Here is a 20,536-nt window from a genome sequence, read left to right as displayed (position 1 = left end):
CTCGCTGGATCGACAGGAAATCCGATGAGCCCGAGTTCCGTTCCACCCCATCCACCGTCTTCGCCGTTGCCGGCCGTGTCTTCGGCGGCGCGGCGCGCCTGGATGGCCGTGCTGGCGCGCACGCCGCGCGCCGACCTCGAAGGCGCGCTGCAGCGCGTGCTGCAAGGCCGCCCCACCCCCGCCTACGACTGGCTGCGCCCCCCTGAAATCGGCCTCGCGATGGTGCGCGGGCGCATTGGCGGCAGCGGCGATCCGTTCAATCTCGGCGAAGCCACGGTCACGCGCGCCACGCTGCGTCTGCATGCCAGCGGCGACGCCGAAGCCACCGTCGGCGTCGCCTGCCATCTGGGACGCGACCGCCGTCGCGCCGAACTTGCCGCGCTCGCCGATGCCTTGCTGCAGATGCCCGAGCATCACGACAGCCTGCATCGTCAATTGATCGAGCCATTCGCCGCGCAACAGCAGGCCCGGGGCGCGCAACAGCAACAGGACGTCGCGGCGACGCGCGTCGAATTCTTCACGATGGTGCGAGGCGACTAATGGAACGTTCACCGATTGCGTTGTCCACGCTGACGCCGGGTTTCGCGGACCCGGTCCACGCTACCCAGGCCGTGTTTCGCACGCTGCTCGACGCGTTGTCGCGGCCCGGCACGATCGGCGTGATCCGCGACGTGCTGCCCGAGTTGCGCAACACGCCGGTCGAACCCGCCGCGTTTGCCGCACTGCTGACGCTCTGCGACTACGCGACGCCGGTGTGGCTCGCGCAGCCTGATCCTGCGCTCGCGTCGGCGTTGCGTTTCCATACCGGCGCGCCGCTCGTCGATGCGCCCGGCAACGCCGCGTTCGTGTATGTGCACGATGCCGACGCGTTGCCATCGCTCGAAAGCTTCGCGCCCGGCAGCGCCGAGTCACCGGAACAATCTGCCACGTTGCTGATCCGCGTCGACGCGCTGACGGGCGGCGCAGCGGTCACGCTGAGCGGCCCCGGCATTCTGGATGCCGAAACGATTTCGCCGGTCGGTCTTCCCGCGCGGTTCTGGCAAGAACGCGCAATGCTCGCGCCGCTGTTTCCGTGCGGCATCGACTGTTATCTGGTTTGCGGCCCGCGCGTGATCGGCCTGCCGCGCACAACCGAAGCGAAGGTGAACTGATGTACGTTGCCGTCAAAGGTGGAGAACGCGCGATCGAAGCGTCGTGGCGCCTGCTCGACAAAGCGCGCCGCGGCGATACGCGAATCGCCGAACTGAGCGTCGCGCAGATTCGCGAGCAGTTGCGGCTCGCGGTCGCACGCGTGATGACCGAAGGCTCGGTCTACGACGAGGAGCTAGCGGCGCTCGCAATCAAGCAGGCGGCCGGCGATCTGGTCGAGGCGATTTTCCTGCTGCGCGCGTATCGCACCACGTTGCCGCGCTTCGGCTATACGCGCGCCATCGATACCGAAACGATGCAGGTCGAGCGGCGCATCTCGGCGACCTTCAAGGACCTGCCCGGCGGCCAGCTGCTCGGCGCGACCTATGACTACACGCAGCGTCTGCTCGATTTCGCGTTGCTCGCCGATGGTGATGACGCCCGGCAGGACGTGACGCGCGACAACGCGCCCGTTCCGCAAGAACCGCCAGCGCCAGAATCGATGCCGCGAGTCGTGTCGCTGCTCGACAAGGAAGGCCTGATCGAACAGGAGCGCCCGACTCCCGACGGCGCGGAACCCGGCGACCTGTCGCGTGAACCGCTCGCCTTTCCGGCGAGCCGCGCGACGCGTCTGCAAAATCTCGCGCGTGGCGACGAAGGCTTTCTGCTCGCGATGGGCTATGCGACGCAACGCGGCTACGCGCACTCGCATCCGTTCGCGGGCGAGATCCGCTTCGGCACGATCGCGGTCGAGATGGACCTCGACGAACTCGGCGAAGCGGTCGACATCGGCGATATCGACATCACCGAATGCCAGATGATCAACCAGTTCGCGGGCAGCGGCACGGTGCCGCCCACCTTCACGCAGGGCTACGGCCTCGCGTTCGGCCACTCGGAGCGCAAGGCGATGGCGATGGCGCTCGTCGATCGCGCGTTGCGTGCCGAAGAACTCGGCGAGACGCTCGCGTCACCGACGCAGGACATCGAGTTCATGCTGTCGCATAGCGACAACGTCGAGGCGTCGGGCTTCGTGCAGCACCTGAAGCTGCCGCATTACGTCGACTTCCAGGCGGAGCTGGAACTGGTGCGGCGTTTGCGCGCGCAGCATCGCAGCAACGATGAAACAAGCCGCGCCACCGACAAGGAGCAGGCAGCATGAACGCGCCCGACACCGCTGTTGCCAACACCTCATACGACACCGCCGTGCACGGCTACAACTTCGCGTATCTCGACGAGCAGACCAAGCGCATGCTGCGCCGCGCGCTGCTGAAGGCAGTCGCCGTGCCGGGCTACCAGGTGCCGTTCGCGTCGCGCGAAATGCCGCTGCCGTATGGCTGGGGCACCGGCGGCATCCAGGTGACGGCCGCGATCATCGGCAGGACGGACACGCTGAAGGTCATCGATCAGGGCTCCGACGAAACCACCAACGCCGTCAACATCCGCCGCTTCTTCGCGCGCACCACGGGTGTGGCGACCACGCGGCACACGAGCGAAGCGACGATCATCCAGACGCGGCACCGGATTCCCGAAACGCCGCTGACCGAGCAGCAGATCCTCGTCTATCAGGTGCCAATGCCCGAGCCGCTGTACCGGCTCGAACCGCGCGTCGCCGAATGCAAGAAACTGCATGCACTCGCCGATTACGGGCTGATCAGCGTGAAACTGTACGAGGACATCGTGCATCACGGCAGCATCGCGACCACGTACGACTACCCGGTGATCGTCAATCATCGCTATTTGAGCTCGCCGTCGCCGATCCCGAAGTTCGACAATCCGAAGATGCATATGAACGCCGCGCTGCAACTGTTCGGCGCGGGCCGCGAGCGCCGCATTCACGCGATTCCGCCTTATACGCCGGTGCGCAGCCTCGACTTCGACGATCACCCGTTCGAAGTGCAGAAGTGGCAGCACGCGTGTGCGCTGTGCGGATCGAAGGAGAGCTTTCTCGACGAGATGATCGTCGACGATGCGGGCACGCGCATGTTCGTGTGCTCGGACAGCGACTACTGTCACGGGCGGCGCGGCGATGGCGATAGCGACGGCGACGGCGCTATCGAAGCGCAAGCGCCGCTGCCCCACGCCACGCGCGAAGGAGAATCCGCATGACGCCGCTTCTGAGCGCACGCGCGCTCACCAAACAATATGGCGGCCGCAACGGTTGCCGCAACGTGAGTTTCGATCTGTATCCGGGCGAAGTGCTGTGCATCGTCGGTGAATCGGGTTCGGGCAAGACCACGCTGCTCAACACGCTGGCGCTGAAGACCGAGGCCGATAGCGGCTCGCTGCACTACACCGCGTCGCATGGCGACTCGCTCGATCTGCGCGCGCTGTCCGAGCCGCGCCGCCGTCTGCTGACGCGCACCGAGTGGGGCTTCGTGCAGCAGAATCCGCGCGATGGCCTGCGCAGCGGCGTATCGGCCGGCGCCAACATCGGCGAGCCGTTGATGGCGGTCGGCGCGCGCCACTACGGCGAAATTCGCCGCACAGCCACGCAATGGATGGAGCGCGTCGAACTCGACCCCACTCGCATCGACGAATTCCCCGCCGCGTTTTCGGGCGGTATGCAGCAACGTCTGCAGATCGCGCGCAATCTCGTCACCGGTCCGCGTCTGGTGTTCATGGACGAACCGACCGCCGGTCTCGACGTGTCCGTGCAGGCGCGTCTGCTCGATTTGCTGCGCACGCTGAGCTCGACGCTGCATCTGTCGGTGCTGATCGTCACGCACGATATCGGCGTCGCGCGTCTGCTCGCGCATCGGCTGATGGTGATGCAGGGGGGCGAAGTCGTCGAGGCGGGTCTGACCGATCAGGTGCTCGACGATCCGCAGCACCCGTATACGCAAACGCTGGTTTCCTCGGTTCTGCCGGTTTGAGGCTCACGATGCAATCCACTGAGGTAGTCACTGAGGTAGTCAATGAAGCAGGCAGCGATGCACGCCACGGCGAGCGCGCTTTCGCCGACAACGCGGCGCTGATGCTGCGCGCCATCGGCATCGGCAAGACTTTCACGCTGCACGGCCAGGGCGGTGTGCGGATCGACGCGCTCGCGAACGTGTCGCTCGAGGTCGAGCGCGGTGAATGCGTGGTGCTGGTCGGGCCGTCGGGTGCGGGCAAGAGCACGCTGCTGCGCTGTCTGTACGGCAACTATCTGGCGAGCAGCGGCTCGATTGCGATTCGCGACACAAGCGATCAAGGCCGGCCCATTGCAATCACCGGTGCCGAAGCGCGTGACGTGCTGCGGCTGCGCCGTCGCGTGGTCGGCTATGTGAGCCAGTTTTTGCGCGTGATCCCGCGCGTGCCGACGCTTGCGCTCGTCGCCGAGCCGCTGGTCTTGCACGGCGTCGCCGAACCTGAAGCAAGCGCGCGCGCCGCTGAATTGCTCGCGCGGCTGAACGTGCCGGAACGTCTGTGGTCGCTCGCGCCCGCGACCTTTTCGGGCGGCGAGCAGCAACGCGTGAACATCGCGCGAGGTTTGATCGCCGAACATCCGCTGCTGCTGCTCGACGAACCGACCGCTTCGCTCGATGCGGAAAACCGCGACGTTGTGGCCGATCTGATCGTCGAGGCGCGCGAGCGCGGCGCGGCGATCGTTGGTATCTTTCACGACGAAGAGACCCGCAACAAGGTCGCGACGCGCCGCCTGGAACTGCGGCCGCCGCTGCGGCACTAAATTGACACCAGTCCCGACTGACTACGGAGCAAGTCGATGTTGATCAGCAACGCTCGCATCGTGACGCGAGACGAAGAATTCATTGGCACCGTGCGCGTGGAAGACGGCGTGATTCGCGACGTCGAACGCGGCACGGGTTCAGCGCGCGACGCCGAAGACTGGGACGGCGATTATCTGCTCCCCGGTCTGATCGAACTGCATACGGACAACCTCGAGAAGCACCTCGTGCCGCGTCCCGGCGTCGAATGGAATACCGACGCGGCCTTCGTGATTCACGACGCGCAGGTCGCCGCAGCCGGCATCACGACGGTGTTCGACGCGCTCGCCATCGGCTCGCGCTCGAGCGTTGGGCTGCGTAACCGCGATGTGCAAACGCAATGCGCCGATTCGCTGCTGCGGCTGTCCACGCGTCGACTACTGCGCGCCGAGCACTTTCTGCATCTGCGCTGCGAGATCGCGACCGCCGACGTGCTCGAGGTATTCGATTCGCTGTGCGCGCATCCGCTGCTGCGGCTCGCGTCGGTGATGGACCATACGCCGGGCCAGCGCCAATGGCACGACCCCGAGCAATGGCGCCGCTTCCAGGAGCGCAACGGCAAAATGAGCGACGAGCGTGTCGCGAGCACGCTCGCCGAACTCGCGGTCGAACAGGAGCGTTACGCGGATGAGCACCGCCGCGAGATCGTCGCGCGTTGCCGGCGGCTCGGCATTCCGGTCGCGAGCCACGACGACACGCTGATCGAGCACGTCGAACAGGCGAAGGCCGAGGGCATCGTGCTCGCCGAATTCCCGACCACGCGCATCGCCGCGCAAGCCGCGCGCGAGCATGGCATCGCGACGATCATGGGCGCGCCGAACATCGTGCGCGGTGGCTCGCATTCGGGCAACGTGTCGGCGCTGGAACTCGCGCGCGCGGACCTGCTCGACATTCTGTCGTCGGATTACGTGCCGTCGAGCTTGCTCACCGCGGTGTTCGATCTCGTCGAAAAAGCGGGCTGGTCGCTGCCGCGCGCGATGGCAACGGTCTCGGCCGAGCCGGCGCGCACCGCCGGTCTCACGGACCGCGGCGCGATCGAGCCCGGCCTGCGCGCGGATCTCGTGCGCGTGACGATGCTCGACAAGCTCCCGGTGCCGCGCGCGACTTATCGCGCAGGGGTGCGGATCGTTTGAGTGGGCTGGTTGAGCGCGCCTGACGCTCGATCACGCGTTGCTACTGTTGCAGCAAGAAGGCGCTCGCGGCGCGATCGCGGCGTGGCAATAGAAAACCCTCAGCGGCGCGGGTAAAACCGCGTCACGCGGTGGGCTCCGCCTCGCGCCCCTCGGTCGCATCGCGCGCGGCGTGCGCGTGGGCGAGCTGGGCCTGGGTAACCCTCGCCTGCTCAGCCTGTTCGTCGAGCCGCATGGCGAGCAGATCCTGATAGCGCAGATACGCGCAACGGCCACCCGATTTCGCCGCATACATCGCGGCATCGGCGTTCAGCAGCAGTTCCTCGGCATTGCCGCTGTCGTGCGGGAACTCGCCGATGCCGATGCTCGCGCCGACCGTCATGCTATTGCCGTCGACGGTCAGCGTTTCGTTCAGCGCGTCCATGATGCGCTCGGCGATTTCTGGCGTGACCTCGGCCGCGCGCTGCCCTTCGATCAGCACGATGAATTCGTCGCCGCCGAGCCGCGCGACCACGTCCCCGGCATACAGCACGTCCTTCAGACGGCGTGCGACCGCGACCAGCACCTTGTCGCCGACCGAGTGACCGAACTGATCGTTGATCTGCTTGAAGCGGTCGAGGTCGACGAACAGCACGGCGAGGCCTTCGCGGCGGAAGCTTGCCTCCTCGATCGCGTTCTCGAGCTTCTGCATGAACAGCATGCGGTTCGGCAAGCCGGTCAGCACGTCGTGCGAGGCCAGATGCACGAGCTCGCTCTGCTTGCTGTGCAGCGTATCCATCTGCGCGCGGATTTCGCAACGCAAACGCTCGAAGCAGCGCGCGAGCACGCCGATTTCGTCGGTGCGTTTGAGCGGCAAGGTGTGCATCGCGTGGTCGGCGAACAGGTGCGTCGCCGCATACGCTAGCAGATGCAGCGGCTTGGTCAGCGCTCGCGCGAACAGGATCGCCAGCAGAACCGACAATGCGCTGAACACCAGCACCATGCGAATGATCCGCGTGCCGAGCTGATTGGCGCCGGTCAGCACGTCCTCGAGCGGCTTCGCGAGACCGAGCACGATGAAGCGGTTGCCCTCGGAACCGCCGAACGGCCGCCGCACGAACGCGAGCACACGGCCGGCCGCCTCGCCGGGTCTCGCGAGACCGTTGATGAGCACCTCGCTTTGGCGTTGCTCGAACAGCCGCTTCGTGGCCGGGAAGCTGTCCTGCATCAGCACGCGCCGGCCGCGGTCGAAGCCGAAGGTTTTCGACGCGTCGGGATGGATCAGGAAGTCGCCCCACTCGTTCGCCAGATAGACCTGATAGTCGCTCGGCAGATCGCTCTGCAAACGCCGCAGCATGCCGGCCAGATCGACATCGATTACGATGACGCCGACCACCGTGCCGCGCGCATCCGCGATCGGCGTGCCGAGACGCAGCGTCGGCTTGCCTTGCGCCGCATGGGTGCCGGATTCGTGATTGACCGAAATCGGCGACGTGTAGATGCGGCCCGGCGAAAACGCGAGCGTTTCGAATACGTAGGGAAACTGAGCTTTTTCCTGCAAATCGCCACCCTCTACGCGCACGAGGCCGTCGCTGTCGCGATCGAAACGGATCAGTTCGAGACCGTGATGCTGCCGCGTGATCAGCCGCACCTGCAGATACTCCGGGTGGTGCAGCATGAAGCTCGAACACACCTGCGCGAGCCGCTCGCGGCCGAGGTTCGGGCCGATACCGTCGTCGGTCTGCGCGACGCTCACCGACGACGGCATCGTCGCGAGCACGAGCGCGTCCGCCGCGACGTCGTCGATCGATACCGCGATGCGCTGGCCGAGCAGCTCCGTCGACGTCTGCAGGCTGTGCTCCGCTTCGTTGACCAGCATCGTGCGATTCGCGCGATACGCGTAATAGCCGGTCGCGCCCGACGCCAGCACGCCGATGCACGCGAGCAGCACGGATAGCTTGAAGGTCAGGCCGCGATGCAGCATCAGAAGCGCTCCGAACGGTCGCCCGACACGATGCGCGTCCACAGTCGCTCGCGGCGCTCGATATCTTCCACCGGACTGATCCAGACGATGTGCGCGTTGGCGCTGCCTTCGGCCGGCTCGGTCAGCGTGTTCGCGAGCCCCTGGCGCTGTGTCAGCAACGCGCTCACGCTCGGCTCGAGCATGTAGTTGATCCATGCGAGCGCGAGCGGCTGGTCGCTCGCCGCGCGCGTCATCGACCAGCAATCGAGCCACGCGAGCGCGCCTTCGTCCGGAATCACGTAGCCGACGTCGGCGCCCGCGCGCCGCAGCAACTGCACCTGCTGCGTGCCGTAGTTGCCGAACATCAACGCGACCTTGTGCTGGATGAAGAACGCGGTCGCCTCTTCGGGCAGCGTGTAGTAGGTCAGCAGGTTGCGGCGCAGATCGACGAGCTTGTGCGCGATCGTGCGCATCTGCGCGGGGTCGAGTTGAAACGGATGCGGATAGCCGAGCGCAAGCGCGGTGAACGAGAAGTTGTGCTGCGCGCTATTGAAGTCGAGCACCTTGCCACGATAGCGCGGGTTCCACAGTTCGAGCATCGAATGCGGCGCAACCGGAATCTGCTTGCGATCGTAGATGAGTCCCATCGACGAATACGTGAACGGAATCGCGTATACCTTGCCCGCCGAGGTCAGGCCGTCGATCGAGCCGAGCGCCTGGAAACGCGGCAACTGCTTCTTCGTATTCGGCAGACTCGCGAGATCGAGCGGCGCGAGCAGATTCGCCTGCGTATAGCGGCGGATTTCGGCGGTGTTGGCGGCGAGTACGTCGAACGGCGGCGCGCCCTTGCTGTGCATTTGCGCCCACAGCGCCTCATCGGAATCGACGAGCGTGACCTCGACCTTCGCGCCGTAGCGCGCTTCGAACGCCTTCACGACGTCCGGGTCCGCATAGCCGGGCCATGCGAGAACGTGCAGCACTTTCTCGGCGGCCGCTGCGGGCGTCGCCGCGCCGAAACCCGCGCACAGCAATGCGCCTATCAGAACGCGCGACACGCGGGGTAAAACCCCGGAAAAAACGTTGCACGAAAATCCGGATGCGCCAATCGATGAAAATCCCGATGTAACGCTCGACAAAAAACTGTCAAAAAAACGGCGTTGCAATAATGCCGCGCGAGCCCGCACGCCGGCGCTCGCGATTCGTCGCTTAAAAGTCTGTTTACGACAGCCTGTTCGATCCGCCGTGAACAACATCGTGTACATGCATAACACCGTTGAGCAGAAAGGCCATGTGAGCGAGCGCAAACGCGCGGAATTTGAATCTTGACGGCCCTCCGACGACCTGCGCCAGAGCGATCCCCGCCTGCGCGGGCGGCCGGCGTCCAACGCAGGGAGCATCGATGATAGCGCCAAAGCCTTTGTTTTTGCACCGGTTCGAAACGGCGGGGCAAAAATATCGGTGCTGGTAATAACGCGCAAGGCATTAGCCTCGAGGCTGTTCTTAATTAACGGCAAATTCAGCCGCGAGCTTTAACGATCCGTCCACGTTTCAAACTCGCGTTTCAAACCGGTTTTCGGTGAACTCGCGAGAAAACCGGCGTAAATCCCAGTCGATTACGCTCGCCGGCCCTTCGTATTACCGCTCGTGCATTGCAGCCGCGTTACGCAAACCCTACCAACGGTGTACGATCCGGCAACACCGGCTGGGGCGCAAGCGTTGCTCTAGAGGGCCTCCTCCCGCGCCATCCGGTGTTTTACTAGCTTCCCAATATTTTTGAACTGATAAGCTTGGCGCGCGTTGCAGGCCACCCCGGCTTGCATCCTGACCAGAAGCCCGTTTGCGAGTCGCGCCGGGCGTCCCGAGGCGGCCCAACCGCCGAGGGCGTAATTGAACTACACCGAGGAGTATAAACAGTGAAAAAACTGCTAGCGGCTTTGACGGTTGCTCTGCTTGCCACCGTCTCGATTGGCGCACACGCTAAAGATTGGTCGACGATCCGTTTTGGCGTTGATGCCAGCTATCCCCCGTTCGAGTCGAAAGGCGCGGACGGCAAGCTCGTTGGCTTCGATATCGACCTCGGCAACGAAATCTGCAAGCGCGTCGGTGCGAAGTGCGTGTGGGTGGAAAACGACTTCGACGGCATGATCCCGGCACTGAAGGCGAAGAAGTTCGACGGCGTGCTGTCGTCGATGTCGATGACGCCGCAACGCGCCGAACAGATCGCTTTCTCGTCGAAGCTGTTCAACACGCCGACGCGCCTCGTCGCGAAGCAGGGCTCGGGCATCCTGCCGACCGCTGAATCGCTGAAGGGCAAGACGGTGGGCGTAGAACAGGGCACCATCCAGGAAACCTACGCGAAGACCTACTGGGAACCGGCGGGCGCGAAAGTCGTGGCGTATCAGAACCAGGACCAGGTCTACGCCGACCTGATCTCGGGCCGTCTGGACGCAGCGCTGCAAGATGCGGTGCAGGCTGACCAGGGCTTCCTGAAGACGCCGCGCGGCAAGGGCTTCGCGTTCGTCGGCAAGGACCTCGACGATCCGAAGATCCTCGGCAATGGCGCCGGCATCGGCATGCGCAAGGAAGACACCGATCTGAAGGTGAAGGTCGACAAGGCGATCGCCGACATGATCAAGGACGGCACCTACAAGAAGATCGAGAAGAAGTACTTCGACTTCGACGTGTACGGCAGCTAAATCGCCCACGCGCGCCGTACGGCGCGCCGGCAGCTTGTCCGAAACGGGCTCCGCGACGCGGAGCCCGTTTTGTTTTTGCGGCTCCACATCTAGCCACATCAAGCCATATCGTGTGGCATATCGGCTAAGATCGTGCGAGACGCGACTCCCCTGAGACAGGTTGCCGCAGTCCGCGCATGCGGACCACGCGCGCTGCCGGCGCGCATCTTTCCCCTTGCAATCAACCACCTAGCGCGGCTGCTCCGACCGGGCCGCTAAGCCAAAACCATGCAAACCCTGACCCATCCGCTGATTGCCCCGTCGCTTGGCACCGCCCGTGAACTCACGAGTTTCCACTACGGTCCCGGCGGCGGCCAGAAAATCTATATCCAATCGTCGCTGCATGCGGACGAACTGCCCGGGATGCTGGTGTCGTGGTCGCTGCGCCGCAAGCTGGCCGCGCTCGAAGCCGCGGGCAAGCTGCGCGGCGAAGTCGCGGTCGTGCCGGTGCCGAATCCGATCGGCCTTAATCAGCATCTGCTCGGCCAGATGCTCGGCCGCTTCGAAACCGGCAGCGCGCAGAACTTCAACCGCAACTTCTATGACCTCGCGGAACTCGTGCAGCCGTTCATCGAATCGCGTCTGACCAGCGACATCGACGCGAACCGCACCGCCATCCGCACGGCGATGCGCGAAGCGCTCGACGCGCAGCAGCCGACCACCGAACTCGGCTCGCAACGCCTCGCGCTGCAAAAGCTCTCGTACGACGCCGACGTCGTGCTCGATCTGCATTGCGACTGGGAAGCCGCGATGCACCTGTACACCAATCCGGACCTGTGGCCCGAAGTCGAGCCGCTCGCGCGCTACCTGGACGCGAAGGCGTCGCTGCTCGCGCTGAATTCGGTCGGCAATCCGTTCGACGAGATCCACAGCTTCTGCTGGTCGGATCTGCGCGGCCGTTTCGGCGAGCGCTTCCCGATCCCGAACGGCGGCATCTCGGTCACGATCGAGCTGCGCGGCCAGCGCGATGTGTCGTACGAACTCGCGGAAAACGACGCGCAGGCGATCATCGAGTATCTGACCTCGCGCGGCGTGGTCGACGGCGAGCCGGCGCCGATGCCGCCGCTCGAATTCGCGGCGACGCCGCTCGCAGGCGCCGAGCCGCTCGTCGCGCCGATCAGCGGCGTGCTCGTCTACCGCTGCGCGGTCGGCACGTGGGTGGACGTGGGCCAGGAAATCGCGGACATCGTCGATCCGTTGACGGACCGCGTCATCACGATCAAAAACACCGTGGCCGGCGTGCTGTACGCGCGGCATCTGGCGCGTTTCGCGACGGCCGGCCTCGAATTCGCGCGCATCGCCGGCCAGACGCCGTTCCGCAGCGGCTCGTTGCTGAGCAACTGACGCCAGAGCCGCTGCGACCGTCGCTGCTGTCGCGGCCGGCCATGTAACTGAATTTTCACGCACCAGCTGAAATAACCGATCGCCCGCCGCCAGGCGGGCGATTCGCTGCCACGCGTCCAGCCTCGCTCCAGGGTCGACCGACCCGCCCCGCCACCGATACACCTGCCTCCAGTGCGCACGCAAAGTGTCGCGCCGACACGACACCGTGAAAAGAATTTTTCAGTGTCACATACCTTACTCAGCGTTCCCTTAAATTGCCGGCCATCGCGCGACGTTGCCGCAGAGCAGCGCGTCGCGATCGCCAAAATTTGCTAACTCGGAGAAGTATTTTGAACAAGAAAATCCTGACCGCCGCTACGTTTGCCGTCTTCGCCTCCGCCGCTCACGCACAAAGCAGCGTCACGCTGTACGGCCTGATCGATGCCGGTATCAGCTACGTGAACAACTCGAAAACGGCCACCGGCCACAGCAGCCTGACCAAGTACGACGACGGCGTCGCGAACGGCAGCCGCTGGGGCCTGCGTGGCACGGAAGACCTCGGTAACGGCCTGAAGGCGCTGTTCGTGTTGGAAAACGGCTTCAACAGCGGAAACGGCACCGCCGGCCAGGGCGGCGCGATGTTCGGGCGCCAGGCGTACGTCGGCGTGTCGCAGAACAACGTCGGCTCGCTGACGTTCGGTCGCCAGTACTCGTTCTCGACCGACTACCTCGGCTCCAACTACGCGACCGGCGGCCAGACCGTCGCGGGCAACTACGCTTACCACATCAACGACGTCGACCAGCTCACGTCGAGCCGTATCAACAACTCGGTCAAGTTCAGCAGCGCGAACTTCTCCGGCCTGACCTTCGGCGCGATGTACGGCTTCTCGAACACGGCAGGTGGCTTTGCCGGCACGCCGGGTACGGGCACGTCCGCTGCCCCGGTGGCAGGTTCGTCGCGCGCTTACAGCTTCGGCGCGAACTACGCGAACGGCCCGTTCGGTATCGGCGCGGCGTACACGGACATCCGTTATCCGGGCCAGGCATCGCCAGCCTTCTCGACTTCGCTGGCAAACGTCACCTTCCCGACGATCGGCAACGGCCAGATCCAGGATCTGCGCACGTTCGGCGTTGGCGGCCGCTACGCATTCGGCCCGGCGACGCTGTGGGCCCTGTACACGAACACGCGCCTCGCACCGATCTCGGGTGGGTCGACCACGTTCGCCGCCTACGAAGCAGGCGCGAAGTACGCGGTCACGCCGGCTATCACGGCAGGCGCGGGCTACACGTACATGCACCTGAGCGGCGCGAACGTCGGTCACTGGAACCAGGTGAACCTGAGCGGCGACTACGCGCTGTCGAAGCGCACGGACGTGTACGTGCTGGGCATCTATCAGATCGCGTCGGGCCGCAACGGCACGCAGGATCTGCAGGCACAGATCGGTTCGAGCGCGAGCTACTTCAGCACGTCGGGCGTCGGCGCCGACAATCAGCTGGCGTTCCGTCTCGGTCTGCGTCACAAGTTCTAAGCAGACGGTTCGCGGTGGGGAACATCTGTGTTCCCTGCCTGATTGAATCGATGGAAAGCGCCCTACGGGGCGCTTTTTCTTTTGCGGCGCGAAATCGGTCGAGCAACGCCGGATTTTCGATCGCGCCCGTCAGCAATTCGACGAATGCCGGATCGAACGCGAGGCCTTCGAGACTGGCATGCGATATCGAATAGCTGGGTCATCTCGATTCCGCTTTGCCGTTTCGGCAACGATATCTGCCAAATATTGTAATTGTCTATCAATATCGTCCACCCCAACATCGGGTCACACGCTTCGATCCCGCGCCCGCTCCGCTCACGCGACACTGCCGGCGCGCCTCCCAATGCCGCCAGAGGACTTCGTCATGAGCATGGACTCCGTCACCACCGCCGACGCGCTCGCGCGGCACACTTCGCGCTCGAGCGTATCGCGGCTGGTTCTCGCGACCTCGATCGGCAACGCACTGGAGTTCTACGATCTGGTCGTGTACGGCTACTTCGCGGCCGTGCTGTCGCGCACGTTTTTTCCGGTGCACGACCGCACCGTATCGCTGCTGCTCACGCTCGGCACCTTCGCGCTCTCGTATCTCGCGCGACCGATCGGCGCGCTCGCGCTCGGCTCGTTCAGCGACCGCAAAGGCCGCAAGGCATCGTTGACGCTATCGATTGCGATGATGACGCTCGGCACCAGCATGATCGCGTTGATGCCGTCGTATGCGGCGATCGGCGTGCTCGCGCCGATCGGCGTATTCGCGTCGCGGCTGTTGCAGGGATTCTCGGCGGGCGGCGAGTTCGGCAGTTCGACCGCGTTTCTGATCGAACATGCGCCGGAGCGCAAAGGCTTCATGGCGAGCTGGCAGTTCTCGAGCCAGGGCGCGAGCACCGTGCTGGCGTCGCTGTTCGGCGCGGTGTTGACGAGCACGCTGACGACCGCGCAACTCGAAGGCTGGGGCTGGCGCATTCCGTTCCTGTTCGGCATGCTGATCGGTCCGGTCGGGCTCTACATTCGCCGCCGCATCGACGAAACGCCGGAGTTCGAGCGCGCGGAAAAATCCGCCGCGCCGGTGCGAGAACTGCTCGCGACGCAAAAGGAACGGGTGCTCGTGTCGATCGGCGTGCTCGTGCTGACCACCACGGCCAACTACATGCTGCTCTACATGCCGACCTACGCGGCGCGGCAGCTCGGACTCGCACCGTCGTCGGGCTTCATCGCGACGCTCGCGGCCGGTCTGATCATGATGATGCTCACGCCGGTCGTCGGTCATCTGTCCGACAAGGTAGGCCGCGTGCGCATCATGCTCGGCGCCGGCGTGCTGTTCTTCGCGACCGTGTATCCCGCCTTCGTGCTGATGAACGCGCGCCCGTCGCTCGGCTCGTTGCTTGCCGCGGTCACGTGGGTCGCGTTGCTGAAGGCGACCTACTTCGCGCCGATTCCGGCCTTGATGTCCGAGTTGTTCCCGACCCGCACGCGCACGACCGGCATGGCGTTCGGCTACAACATCGGCACCACCGTGTTCGGGGGCTTCACGCCGCTCGCCGTTGCCGCGCTGATCGCGGCGACCGGCAATAATCTCGCGCCCGGACTCTATCTGATGCTCGCGGCCGTGCTCAGCCTTTTCACCGTGATGTGGGCACGCGTGCGACTGCACGCACGCTGAGTCTCTGCCTCGCGGACTTCGTTGAACCGACAGGACCTTATCCATGCAAGACCGTTTGCAGCAAGCCGTGCAGTTCGCGGTGGATCATGAATCGCTTTGGGACCGCCATGTGAGTGGCGCATGGGGTGTGCACGTGAACGACCCGCCGCCGTGGAACAGGCTGCTCGGTCCCGTGCATGATCGCGGGCCGGTGTCGGGCGCGATCGCCGTCGACGGCCGCGTGCTGACGAGCTGGGGCGAACCGGATCGCGCCGACCTGACCTTCAGTGTCGCGAAGATGTACCTCGCGCTGCTGGCCGGCGTCGCGCACGATCGCGGCCTGTTGCCCGACGTCGACGAACCGGTGCGCGTGCGCGTACCCGACATCGGCTTCGACGACGAACACAACGCGCCGATCAGCTGGGCGCATCTACTGCAGCAAACGAGCGAATGGCGCGGCACGTACTTCGGTTTGTCGGATCAGGCGGATCACTACCGTGCGGTCAATTTCGCCGCGCCGCCCGATGGCAAAAAAGGCGATCTGCGTCCGCCGCAACGGCCGGGCACGTACTGGGAATACAACGACGTCCGCATCAACCAGTTCTCGCTCGCGCTGCTGCATCTGTTCCGTCAGCCGCTGCCCGAGGTGTTTCGCGAAGCGATCATGCGGCCTTCGGGCGCGAGCGAAAACTGGCAATGGGTCGGCTACGACAATGCGTGGGTCGAAATCGACGGGCGACGCATGCAGTCGGTGCCGGGCGGCACGCACTGGGGCGGCGGCATATCGGTCAGCGCGAACGATCAGTTGAAGGTCGCACAGATGCTGCTCGACGACGGCGTCGCGAACGGCCACCGCGTGCTGTCGTCCGAATGGATCGCGCGCATGCGCACGCCGTGCGCGATCGCGCCGTTCTATGGCTACCTCGTGTGGCTCAACACCGGGCGCAAGGTGTTCCCGAACGTGCCGGAGTCGAGCTTTTTCGGTGTCGGCGCAGGCAGTTCGTTCACGTGGGTCGAACCGGAGCGGCGCATGACGGTGGTCGTGCGCTGGCTGAATCCGGCCGCGGCGAACGAGTTCTTCGGGCTCGTGCTCGACGCGGTCGACAACCTCGGCCAATAGCCGTTAGCGGCGCACCATCCAAGGCAACTGCGCCGCGAACCCCAACGACAGGTCATAAAAAAATGCGGGCGATGCACGAATGCATCGCCCGCACGGTCATGGGCCGAGCCGTTGCCGTTGCAACGGCGCGTCAGTGCGAATGCCGCGGCACCGCGGAACCTCGACACCCCACGAGGAAGTCGAGGTCGCAACCCTCATCGGCCTGCAGCACGTGATCGATATACAGGCGCCGGTAGCCGCCACCTTCCGGCGGCTGGGGCGGCACATGCTGCGCGAGACGGCGCTCGAGTTCCGCGTCGCTGACATCGAGGTGCAGCGTGCCCGCGTCGCAATCGAGCTCGATCCAGTCGCCGTCCTGCACCGCGGCGAGCGGACCGCCGGCCGCCGCTTCCGGCGTCACGTGCAGCACCACGGTGCCGTAGGCGGTGCCGCTCATGCGCGCATCGGAAATGCGCACCATGTCCTTCACGCCCTGCCTCAGCAGCTTCGGCGGCAGGCCCATGTTGCCGACTTCGGCCATGCCCGGATAACCCTTCGGCCCGCAGTTCTTCATCACCAGCACCGAATTCGCGTCGACGTCGAGCGTCTCGTCGACGATGCGCGCCTTGTAGTGCTCCAGGTTCTCGAACACGACCGCGCGTCCGCGATGCTTGAGCAACTCGGGGGTCGCCGCCGACGGCTTCAGCACCGCGCCGCGCGGCGCGAGATTGCCACGCAGCACGCGGATGCCGCCATCGGCGACGAGCGGCTTGTCGAGCGGACGGATCACTTCGTCGTTGGTGTTGGGTGCATCCTTCACGTTGTCCCACAGCGACTTGCCGTTGACCGTCAACGCGTCCGGATGCGGCAGCAGGTTCGCTTCGCCGAGCCGGCGCAGCACGGCCGGCAGGCCGCCCGCGTAATAAAACTCTTCCATCAGGAAACGGCCCGACGGCATCAGGTCGACGATCGTCGGCGTGTCGCGGCCGATGCGCACCCAGTCGTCGAGTTCGAGATCGATACCGATGCGCCCCGCGATCGCCTTCAGATGAATCACCGCGTTGGTCGAGCCGCCGATCGCCGCATTGACGCGAATGGCGTTGACGAACGCCTCCCGCGTGAGGATCTTCGACAGCTTCAGGTCTTCGAGCGCCATTTCGACGATCCGGATTCCCGACATATGCGCAAGCACGTAGCGGCGCGAGTCGACCGCGGGAATCGCCGCGTTGTGCGGCAGCGACGTGCCGAGCGCCTCGGCCATGCAAGCCATCGTCGACGCGGTGCCCATCGTGTTGCAGGTGCCCGCCGAGCGCGACATGCCCGCCTCGGCCGACAGGAACTGATGCAGATCGATCTCGCCGGCCTTCAGCGATTCGTGCAGCTGCCACACCGCGGTGCCAGAGCCGATGTTCTTGCCGTCGAGCTTGCCGTTCAGCATCGGCCCGCCGGTCACGACGATCGCCGGCACGTCGCAGCTCGCCGCGCCCATCAACAGCGCGGGGGTCGTCTTGTCGCAGCCGGTCAGCAGCACGACCGCGTCGATCGGATTGCCGCGGATCGCCTCCTCGACATCCATCGCCGCGAGATTGCGCGTGAGCATCGCGGTCGGACGCAGATTCGATTCGCCGTTGGAAAACACGGGGAACTCGACCGGGAAGCCGCCCGCTTCATAGACGCCGCGCTTCACGTGCTCGGCGAGCTTGCGAAAGTGCGCGTTGCACGGCGTCAGCTCGGACCACGTGTTGCAGATACCGATCACGGGACGCCCGTCGAACTCATGATCGGGAATGCCCTGATTCTTCATCCAGCTTCGATACATGAAGCCGTTCTTGTCAGCCGTGCCGAACCACTCGGCCGAGCGCAATTTCCGCTTTTTTTCCGACATACTAGGTCCTTGATGCATGTGCCGGGACCCTCACCGGCCAATTTGACTGAAGCGGCCCGCCCGGCGCTACGGCGAAAGGTTGCCGCTCAGTGTCCAGGGATGGTGAAGTGTACGGAGCGAGTTGATATCTTTCCAATTATATTTTAGGTGATATCGATATCAATTCTGGTATCGACCCACCGGGGCGGCGGCGCGGCTGGCGAGCAGACTGTGCCGGCCTCAGGCGTCGCCGGACGCCTGCTTACGGCGGGCTTTCGGTAGTGCGCCGCGCGTGTTCGTCTTCAGATGATTCTGGTTATAGTCGATTGCGGCGCGCACCAGCGCTTTCAGTGCGCGCTCGTCGACCCCGTCGCTCTCGAAGAAGTCGATAGCGCGCCGCGCGTTGCCTTCGAGGCCTGCGTTGAACAAGCCGTCCGGGTCGGCCAGGCCCGCCCCATGCGCGAAGGTCAGCTTGACCTTGCCCTTGTGCGCGTTGGCGACCGCGATCATGCCGTCGCGCGACCAGACCGGACTACCCATCCACTTGAATTCCTCGACGATCGCCGGGTCCGCCGCAAGCACGCATTGACGGATGCGAGCGAAGGTCGCGCCGCGCCAGTCGGTGAGTCCTGCGATCAGTTCGTCGATACGTTCGGATGCGTTCATTGGAGTGTGGCCCTCGTAAGCGGGGAGACGAAGCGGTTGAACCGATAGGATGCCGTAGCGATCCAGTCATCGTAATCTCCGCCTGGATTCGTGGCTGGCGGATGACGCGATTTCAAACATCGAACGTACCGCGATACTGCTCATTCGCATCCGGGGACCTGGACTCAGATTTCACCTCGAAACTCTACGCTCGAAGTGAGTCACTCGGAGAAACGACAGCGATCGATGATTCGTCAGGCGCTAGTCGTCGCGTTTCCGAAACGCAGCCTCTCCGGCATCTGACACCTCGACCCACTTCGGATCGGGAGCAGCGCCGGGGACGTAAGTGTCGTTCCAGTTCCACCACTTGTACGGTCGGCTCTGCGGGTAGCCCTCCGGCGAATCCTCCCACGTTTCCTGCCGCCCGAGCGCCGTCATGTCAAGGTAGCTCCAGATCGTGCCCATCGCCTCGTCCCCACGCCCGTTAATGAAGTACGTTCGGAACACCCGCTCGCCGTCCCGGATGAACGCGTTGTGGCCGTGCCATTCGTCCACGCCGAAGTCGGCGTCGAAACTGTCGGTGATGGTGTACCAGGGGATCATCTCCCAGCCCATCCGCATCTTCAGCCGCGCGATATCGGCTTGCGGCGCGCGGGACGCGTACACAAGCGTAGTGTCGCGAGCGTGCAGATGGGCAAGGTGGGAGACCTGATCGGCCCCCAGGGAACAGCCAATGCACGCATGCTCTGGCCACCCGTGCACGCCGGGCTCGAAAAAGGCGCGATAGACGACCAGCTGGCGGCGGCCGCTGAACAGGTCGAGCAGGCTTACTCTGCCTTCCGGCCCGTCGAACGCATACGTTTTTTCCACGGCAAGCCATGGCATCCGCCGTCGCTCAGCGGCCAGCGCGTCGCGGGCACGTGTCAAGGCTTTCTCCTTGACGAGCAGCTGCTCGCGCGCGGCCTCCCACTCTTGCCGCGACACAATCGGTGGTGTCTTCATGGCAGGCTGTCCATCTTTCCCGCGCTTCTCAGGTGACTTGATCGTCGTCATCGTGACCTCCGGGTTAGAGCGATGTCCTGTGCGTTCGGGTCGGAAGGCGATTCGCTCACCGGGCATCGCTCGCTGCTGATGATGGGGTAGTTTAGGCCGCCGGACATCGAGTGGTGGGAGTGACAAATGTGACGCGATTCAGGTGCGGCTCGATTCAGAAGGAGCAGCGCTAGCGACCTCGATTCATCGTTGGTCAAAAGGCGATGGAAATCCCGTGGGTAGCCAAGCGACCGCTTAGCGGATCGGGGCAGACTATTATGTCCGGCAACCCTCATTCACCCACCACCCGGAGGTGACGATGAACGCGATCCACGAGCTCTACCCCTATCTGCGCGTGCGCAACGCCGCACGGGCTATCGAGTTCTACGCGCAGGCATTCGGCGGCGTCGAGCAGTTTCGCCTGACCGAGCCAGGCGGCCGCATCGGTCATGCCGAAGTGAAGATCGGTCCCGCGACCGTGATGCTGTCCGATGAATATCCCGAGCACGACATGCTCGGACCGACCGGTGACAGCCGGCCGAGTGTGCTGCTGCATATCCACTGCGACGACGTCGACGAGCTGTTCGCACGAGCGGTTGCAGCGGGCGCAACCGTGGTCCGCCCGCTGATATGACTCCCGGTGTCAATCGGGATCGGTTTTTCAGTTTCTTGAATTCATATTGTTGGAATTTCCTGAGGGCGACGTAGCAGTACATCTCGACGGTGGATCATGCTGATATCCGCGGGTTGGGTACCGCATTACAGA

At 64.6% G+C, this 20,536-nt stretch carries 19 protein-coding genes; 14 read left to right on the top strand and 5 right to left on the bottom strand.

From position 1 onward, the window contains the following. Positions 1–24 precede the first annotated feature (24 nt). Genes phnG through HDG33_RS32635 form a run of 7 tightly spaced genes read left to right on the top strand, consistent with a single transcriptional unit; the run spans position 25 to position 5,968 of the window. Complete coding sequence (gene phnG, locus HDG33_RS32665; RefSeq protein WP_184039297.1) at positions 25–540, top strand: phosphonate C-P lyase system protein PhnG; 516 nt, start codon at positions 25–27, stop codon at positions 538–540. Further along, positions 540–1,151: a phosphonate C-P lyase system protein PhnH gene (gene phnH, locus HDG33_RS32660; RefSeq protein ID WP_184039294.1), complete on the top strand. Its 612-nt coding sequence runs from the start codon at positions 540–542 to the stop codon at positions 1,149–1,151. The genes phnG and phnH overlap by 1 nt, the downstream gene beginning before the upstream one ends. Further along, on the top strand, positions 1,151–2,287 hold the full coding sequence (locus tag HDG33_RS32655; RefSeq protein WP_184039291.1) for a carbon-phosphorus lyase complex subunit PhnI: 1,137 nt from the start codon (positions 1,151–1,153) through the stop codon (positions 2,285–2,287). Before phnH ends, HDG33_RS32655 begins: the two co-directional genes overlap by 1 nt. After that, entirely contained in the window at positions 2,284–3,234 is a 951-nt protein-coding gene (locus HDG33_RS32650) for an alpha-D-ribose 1-methylphosphonate 5-phosphate C-P-lyase PhnJ (protein WP_184039288.1), read from the top strand. Before HDG33_RS32655 ends, HDG33_RS32650 begins: the two co-directional genes overlap by 4 nt. Continuing rightward, positions 3,231–4,001 carry a phosphonate C-P lyase system protein PhnK gene (gene phnK, locus HDG33_RS32645; RefSeq protein ID WP_184039285.1) on the top strand — a complete coding sequence of 257 codons (771 nt, stop codon included), beginning with the start codon at positions 3,231–3,233 and terminating at the stop codon, positions 3,999–4,001. The genes HDG33_RS32650 and phnK overlap by 4 nt, the downstream gene beginning before the upstream one ends. Before the next feature lie 8 nt (positions 4,002–4,009). Then, positions 4,010–4,798 carry a phosphonate C-P lyase system protein PhnL gene (gene phnL / locus HDG33_RS32640; protein ID WP_184039282.1) on the top strand — a complete coding sequence of 263 codons (789 nt, stop codon included), beginning with the start codon at positions 4,010–4,012 and terminating at the stop codon, positions 4,796–4,798. Between the two features lie 36 nt (positions 4,799–4,834). Continuing rightward, complete coding sequence (locus HDG33_RS32635; protein ID WP_184039279.1) at positions 4,835–5,968, top strand: alpha-D-ribose 1-methylphosphonate 5-triphosphate diphosphatase; 1,134 nt, start codon at positions 4,835–4,837, stop codon at positions 5,966–5,968. Between the two features lie 121 nt (positions 5,969–6,089). On the opposite strand, the gene HDG33_RS32630 is transcribed toward HDG33_RS32635, so the two are convergent. After that, complete coding sequence (locus HDG33_RS32630; RefSeq protein ID WP_184039276.1) at positions 6,090–7,928, bottom strand: diguanylate cyclase domain-containing protein; 1,839 nt, start codon at positions 7,926–7,928, stop codon at positions 6,090–6,092. Continuing rightward, positions 7,928–8,938: an extracellular solute-binding protein gene (locus HDG33_RS32625; protein ID WP_184039381.1), complete on the bottom strand. Its 1,011-nt coding sequence runs from the start codon at positions 8,936–8,938 to the stop codon at positions 7,928–7,930. The genes HDG33_RS32630 and HDG33_RS32625 overlap by 1 nt, the downstream gene beginning before the upstream one ends. Positions 8,939–8,987: 49 nt before the next feature. Between HDG33_RS32625 and HDG33_RS32620 the strand changes: the two genes are divergently transcribed. From HDG33_RS32620 to HDG33_RS32595, 6 genes are all read left to right on the top strand, one after another. After that, entirely contained in the window at positions 8,988–9,233 is a 246-nt protein-coding gene (locus HDG33_RS32620; RefSeq protein ID WP_184039266.1) for a hypothetical protein, read from the top strand. A gap of 587 nt (positions 9,234–9,820) precedes the next feature. Further along, positions 9,821–10,603, top strand: a complete 783-nt coding sequence (locus HDG33_RS32615; RefSeq protein ID WP_184039263.1) for an ABC transporter substrate-binding protein — start codon at positions 9,821–9,823, stop codon at positions 10,601–10,603. A 267-nt stretch (positions 10,604–10,870) separates the two neighbouring features. Beyond that, positions 10,871–11,986 (top strand): succinylglutamate desuccinylase/aspartoacylase family protein, encoded by a 1,116-nt coding sequence (locus tag HDG33_RS32610; protein ID WP_184039260.1) that lies wholly within the window; start codon positions 10,871–10,873, stop codon positions 11,984–11,986. 329 nt (positions 11,987–12,315) lie between these two features. Beyond that, positions 12,316–13,494 carry a porin gene (locus HDG33_RS32605; RefSeq protein ID WP_184039257.1) on the top strand — a complete coding sequence of 393 codons (1,179 nt, stop codon included), beginning with the start codon at positions 12,316–12,318 and terminating at the stop codon, positions 13,492–13,494. A 364-nt stretch (positions 13,495–13,858) separates the two neighbouring features. After that, positions 13,859–15,151: an MFS transporter gene (locus HDG33_RS32600; protein WP_184039254.1), complete on the top strand. Its 1,293-nt coding sequence runs from the start codon at positions 13,859–13,861 to the stop codon at positions 15,149–15,151. A gap of 43 nt (positions 15,152–15,194) precedes the next feature. Next, positions 15,195–16,250, top strand: coding sequence for a serine hydrolase (locus HDG33_RS32595; protein ID WP_184039250.1), 1,056 nt, complete (start codon positions 15,195–15,197; stop codon positions 16,248–16,250). Between the two features lie 130 nt (positions 16,251–16,380). On the opposite strand, the gene HDG33_RS32590 is transcribed toward HDG33_RS32595, so the two are convergent. The 3 genes from HDG33_RS32590 to HDG33_RS32580 all read right to left on the bottom strand — a co-directional run bounded on the left by HDG33_RS32590 (position 16,381) and on the right by HDG33_RS32580 (position 19,791). Continuing rightward, on the bottom strand, positions 16,381–18,114 hold the full coding sequence (locus HDG33_RS32590) for an IlvD/Edd family dehydratase (RefSeq protein WP_184039247.1): 1,734 nt from the start codon (positions 18,112–18,114) through the stop codon (positions 16,381–16,383). A 219-nt stretch (positions 18,115–18,333) separates the two neighbouring features. Further along, positions 18,334–18,759 carry a DUF1801 domain-containing protein gene (locus HDG33_RS32585; protein WP_184039244.1) on the bottom strand — a complete coding sequence of 142 codons (426 nt, stop codon included), beginning with the start codon at positions 18,757–18,759 and terminating at the stop codon, positions 18,334–18,336. Between the two features lie 240 nt (positions 18,760–18,999). After that, positions 19,000–19,791 carry a DUF899 domain-containing protein gene (locus tag HDG33_RS32580; protein WP_184039241.1) on the bottom strand — a complete coding sequence of 264 codons (792 nt, stop codon included), beginning with the start codon at positions 19,789–19,791 and terminating at the stop codon, positions 19,000–19,002. 298 nt (positions 19,792–20,089) lie between these two features. Here HDG33_RS32580 and HDG33_RS32575 point away from each other — a divergent pair, with 298 nt between their 5' ends. Continuing rightward, positions 20,090–20,404 carry a glyoxalase/bleomycin resistance/extradiol dioxygenase family protein gene (locus HDG33_RS32575; protein WP_260330659.1) on the top strand — a complete coding sequence of 105 codons (315 nt, stop codon included), beginning with the start codon at positions 20,090–20,092 and terminating at the stop codon, positions 20,402–20,404. Positions 20,405–20,536 lie beyond the last annotated feature (132 nt).

The organism is Paraburkholderia sp. Cpub6 (assembly GCF_014201065.1).
GTDB lineage: Bacteria > Pseudomonadota > Gammaproteobacteria > Burkholderiales > Burkholderiaceae > Paraburkholderia > Paraburkholderia tuberum.
Note: the sequence above shows the minus strand (reverse complement) of the source record. Positions and strands in the feature narration are given on the sequence as shown.

What these genes read in the sequence shown, in the direction of transcription:
- HDG33_RS32610 (WP_184039260.1), top strand. Translation starts at nt 10,871, where the DNA reads ATGCAAACCCTGACCCATCCGCTGATTGCCCCGTCGCTTGGCACCGCC.
- HDG33_RS32575 (WP_260330659.1), top strand. Translation starts at nt 20,090, where the DNA reads ATGAACGCGATCCACGAGCTCTACCCCTATCTGCGCGTGCGCAACGCC.
- HDG33_RS32595 (WP_184039250.1), top strand. Translation starts at nt 15,195, where the DNA reads ATGCAAGACCGTTTGCAGCAAGCCGTGCAGTTCGCGGTGGATCATGAA.
- HDG33_RS32630 (WP_184039276.1), bottom strand. Translation starts at nt 7,928, where the DNA reads ATGCTGCATCGCGGCCTGACCTTCAAGCTATCCGTGCTGCTCGCGTGC.
- HDG33_RS32600 (WP_184039254.1), top strand. Translation starts at nt 13,859, where the DNA reads ATGAGCATGGACTCCGTCACCACCGCCGACGCGCTCGCGCGGCACACT.
- phnH (WP_184039294.1), top strand. Translation starts at nt 540, where the DNA reads ATGGAACGTTCACCGATTGCGTTGTCCACGCTGACGCCGGGTTTCGCG.
- HDG33_RS32635 (WP_184039279.1), top strand. Translation starts at nt 4,835, where the DNA reads ATGTTGATCAGCAACGCTCGCATCGTGACGCGAGACGAAGAATTCATT.
- HDG33_RS32655 (WP_184039291.1), top strand. Translation starts at nt 1,151, where the DNA reads ATGTACGTTGCCGTCAAAGGTGGAGAACGCGCGATCGAAGCGTCGTGG.
- phnK (WP_184039285.1), top strand. Translation starts at nt 3,231, where the DNA reads ATGACGCCGCTTCTGAGCGCACGCGCGCTCACCAAACAATATGGCGGC.
- HDG33_RS32585 (WP_184039244.1), bottom strand. Translation starts at nt 18,759, where the DNA reads ATGAACGCATCCGAACGTATCGACGAACTGATCGCAGGACTCACCGAC.
- HDG33_RS32650 (WP_184039288.1), top strand. Translation starts at nt 2,284, where the DNA reads ATGAACGCGCCCGACACCGCTGTTGCCAACACCTCATACGACACCGCC.
- HDG33_RS32580 (WP_184039241.1), bottom strand. Translation starts at nt 19,791, where the DNA reads ATGACGACGATCAAGTCACCTGAGAAGCGCGGGAAAGATGGACAGCCT.
- HDG33_RS32590 (WP_184039247.1), bottom strand. Translation starts at nt 18,114, where the DNA reads ATGTCGGAAAAAAAGCGGAAATTGCGCTCGGCCGAGTGGTTCGGCACG.
- phnG (WP_184039297.1), top strand. Translation starts at nt 25, where the DNA reads ATGAGCCCGAGTTCCGTTCCACCCCATCCACCGTCTTCGCCGTTGCCG.
- phnL (WP_184039282.1), top strand. Translation starts at nt 4,010, where the DNA reads ATGCAATCCACTGAGGTAGTCACTGAGGTAGTCAATGAAGCAGGCAGC.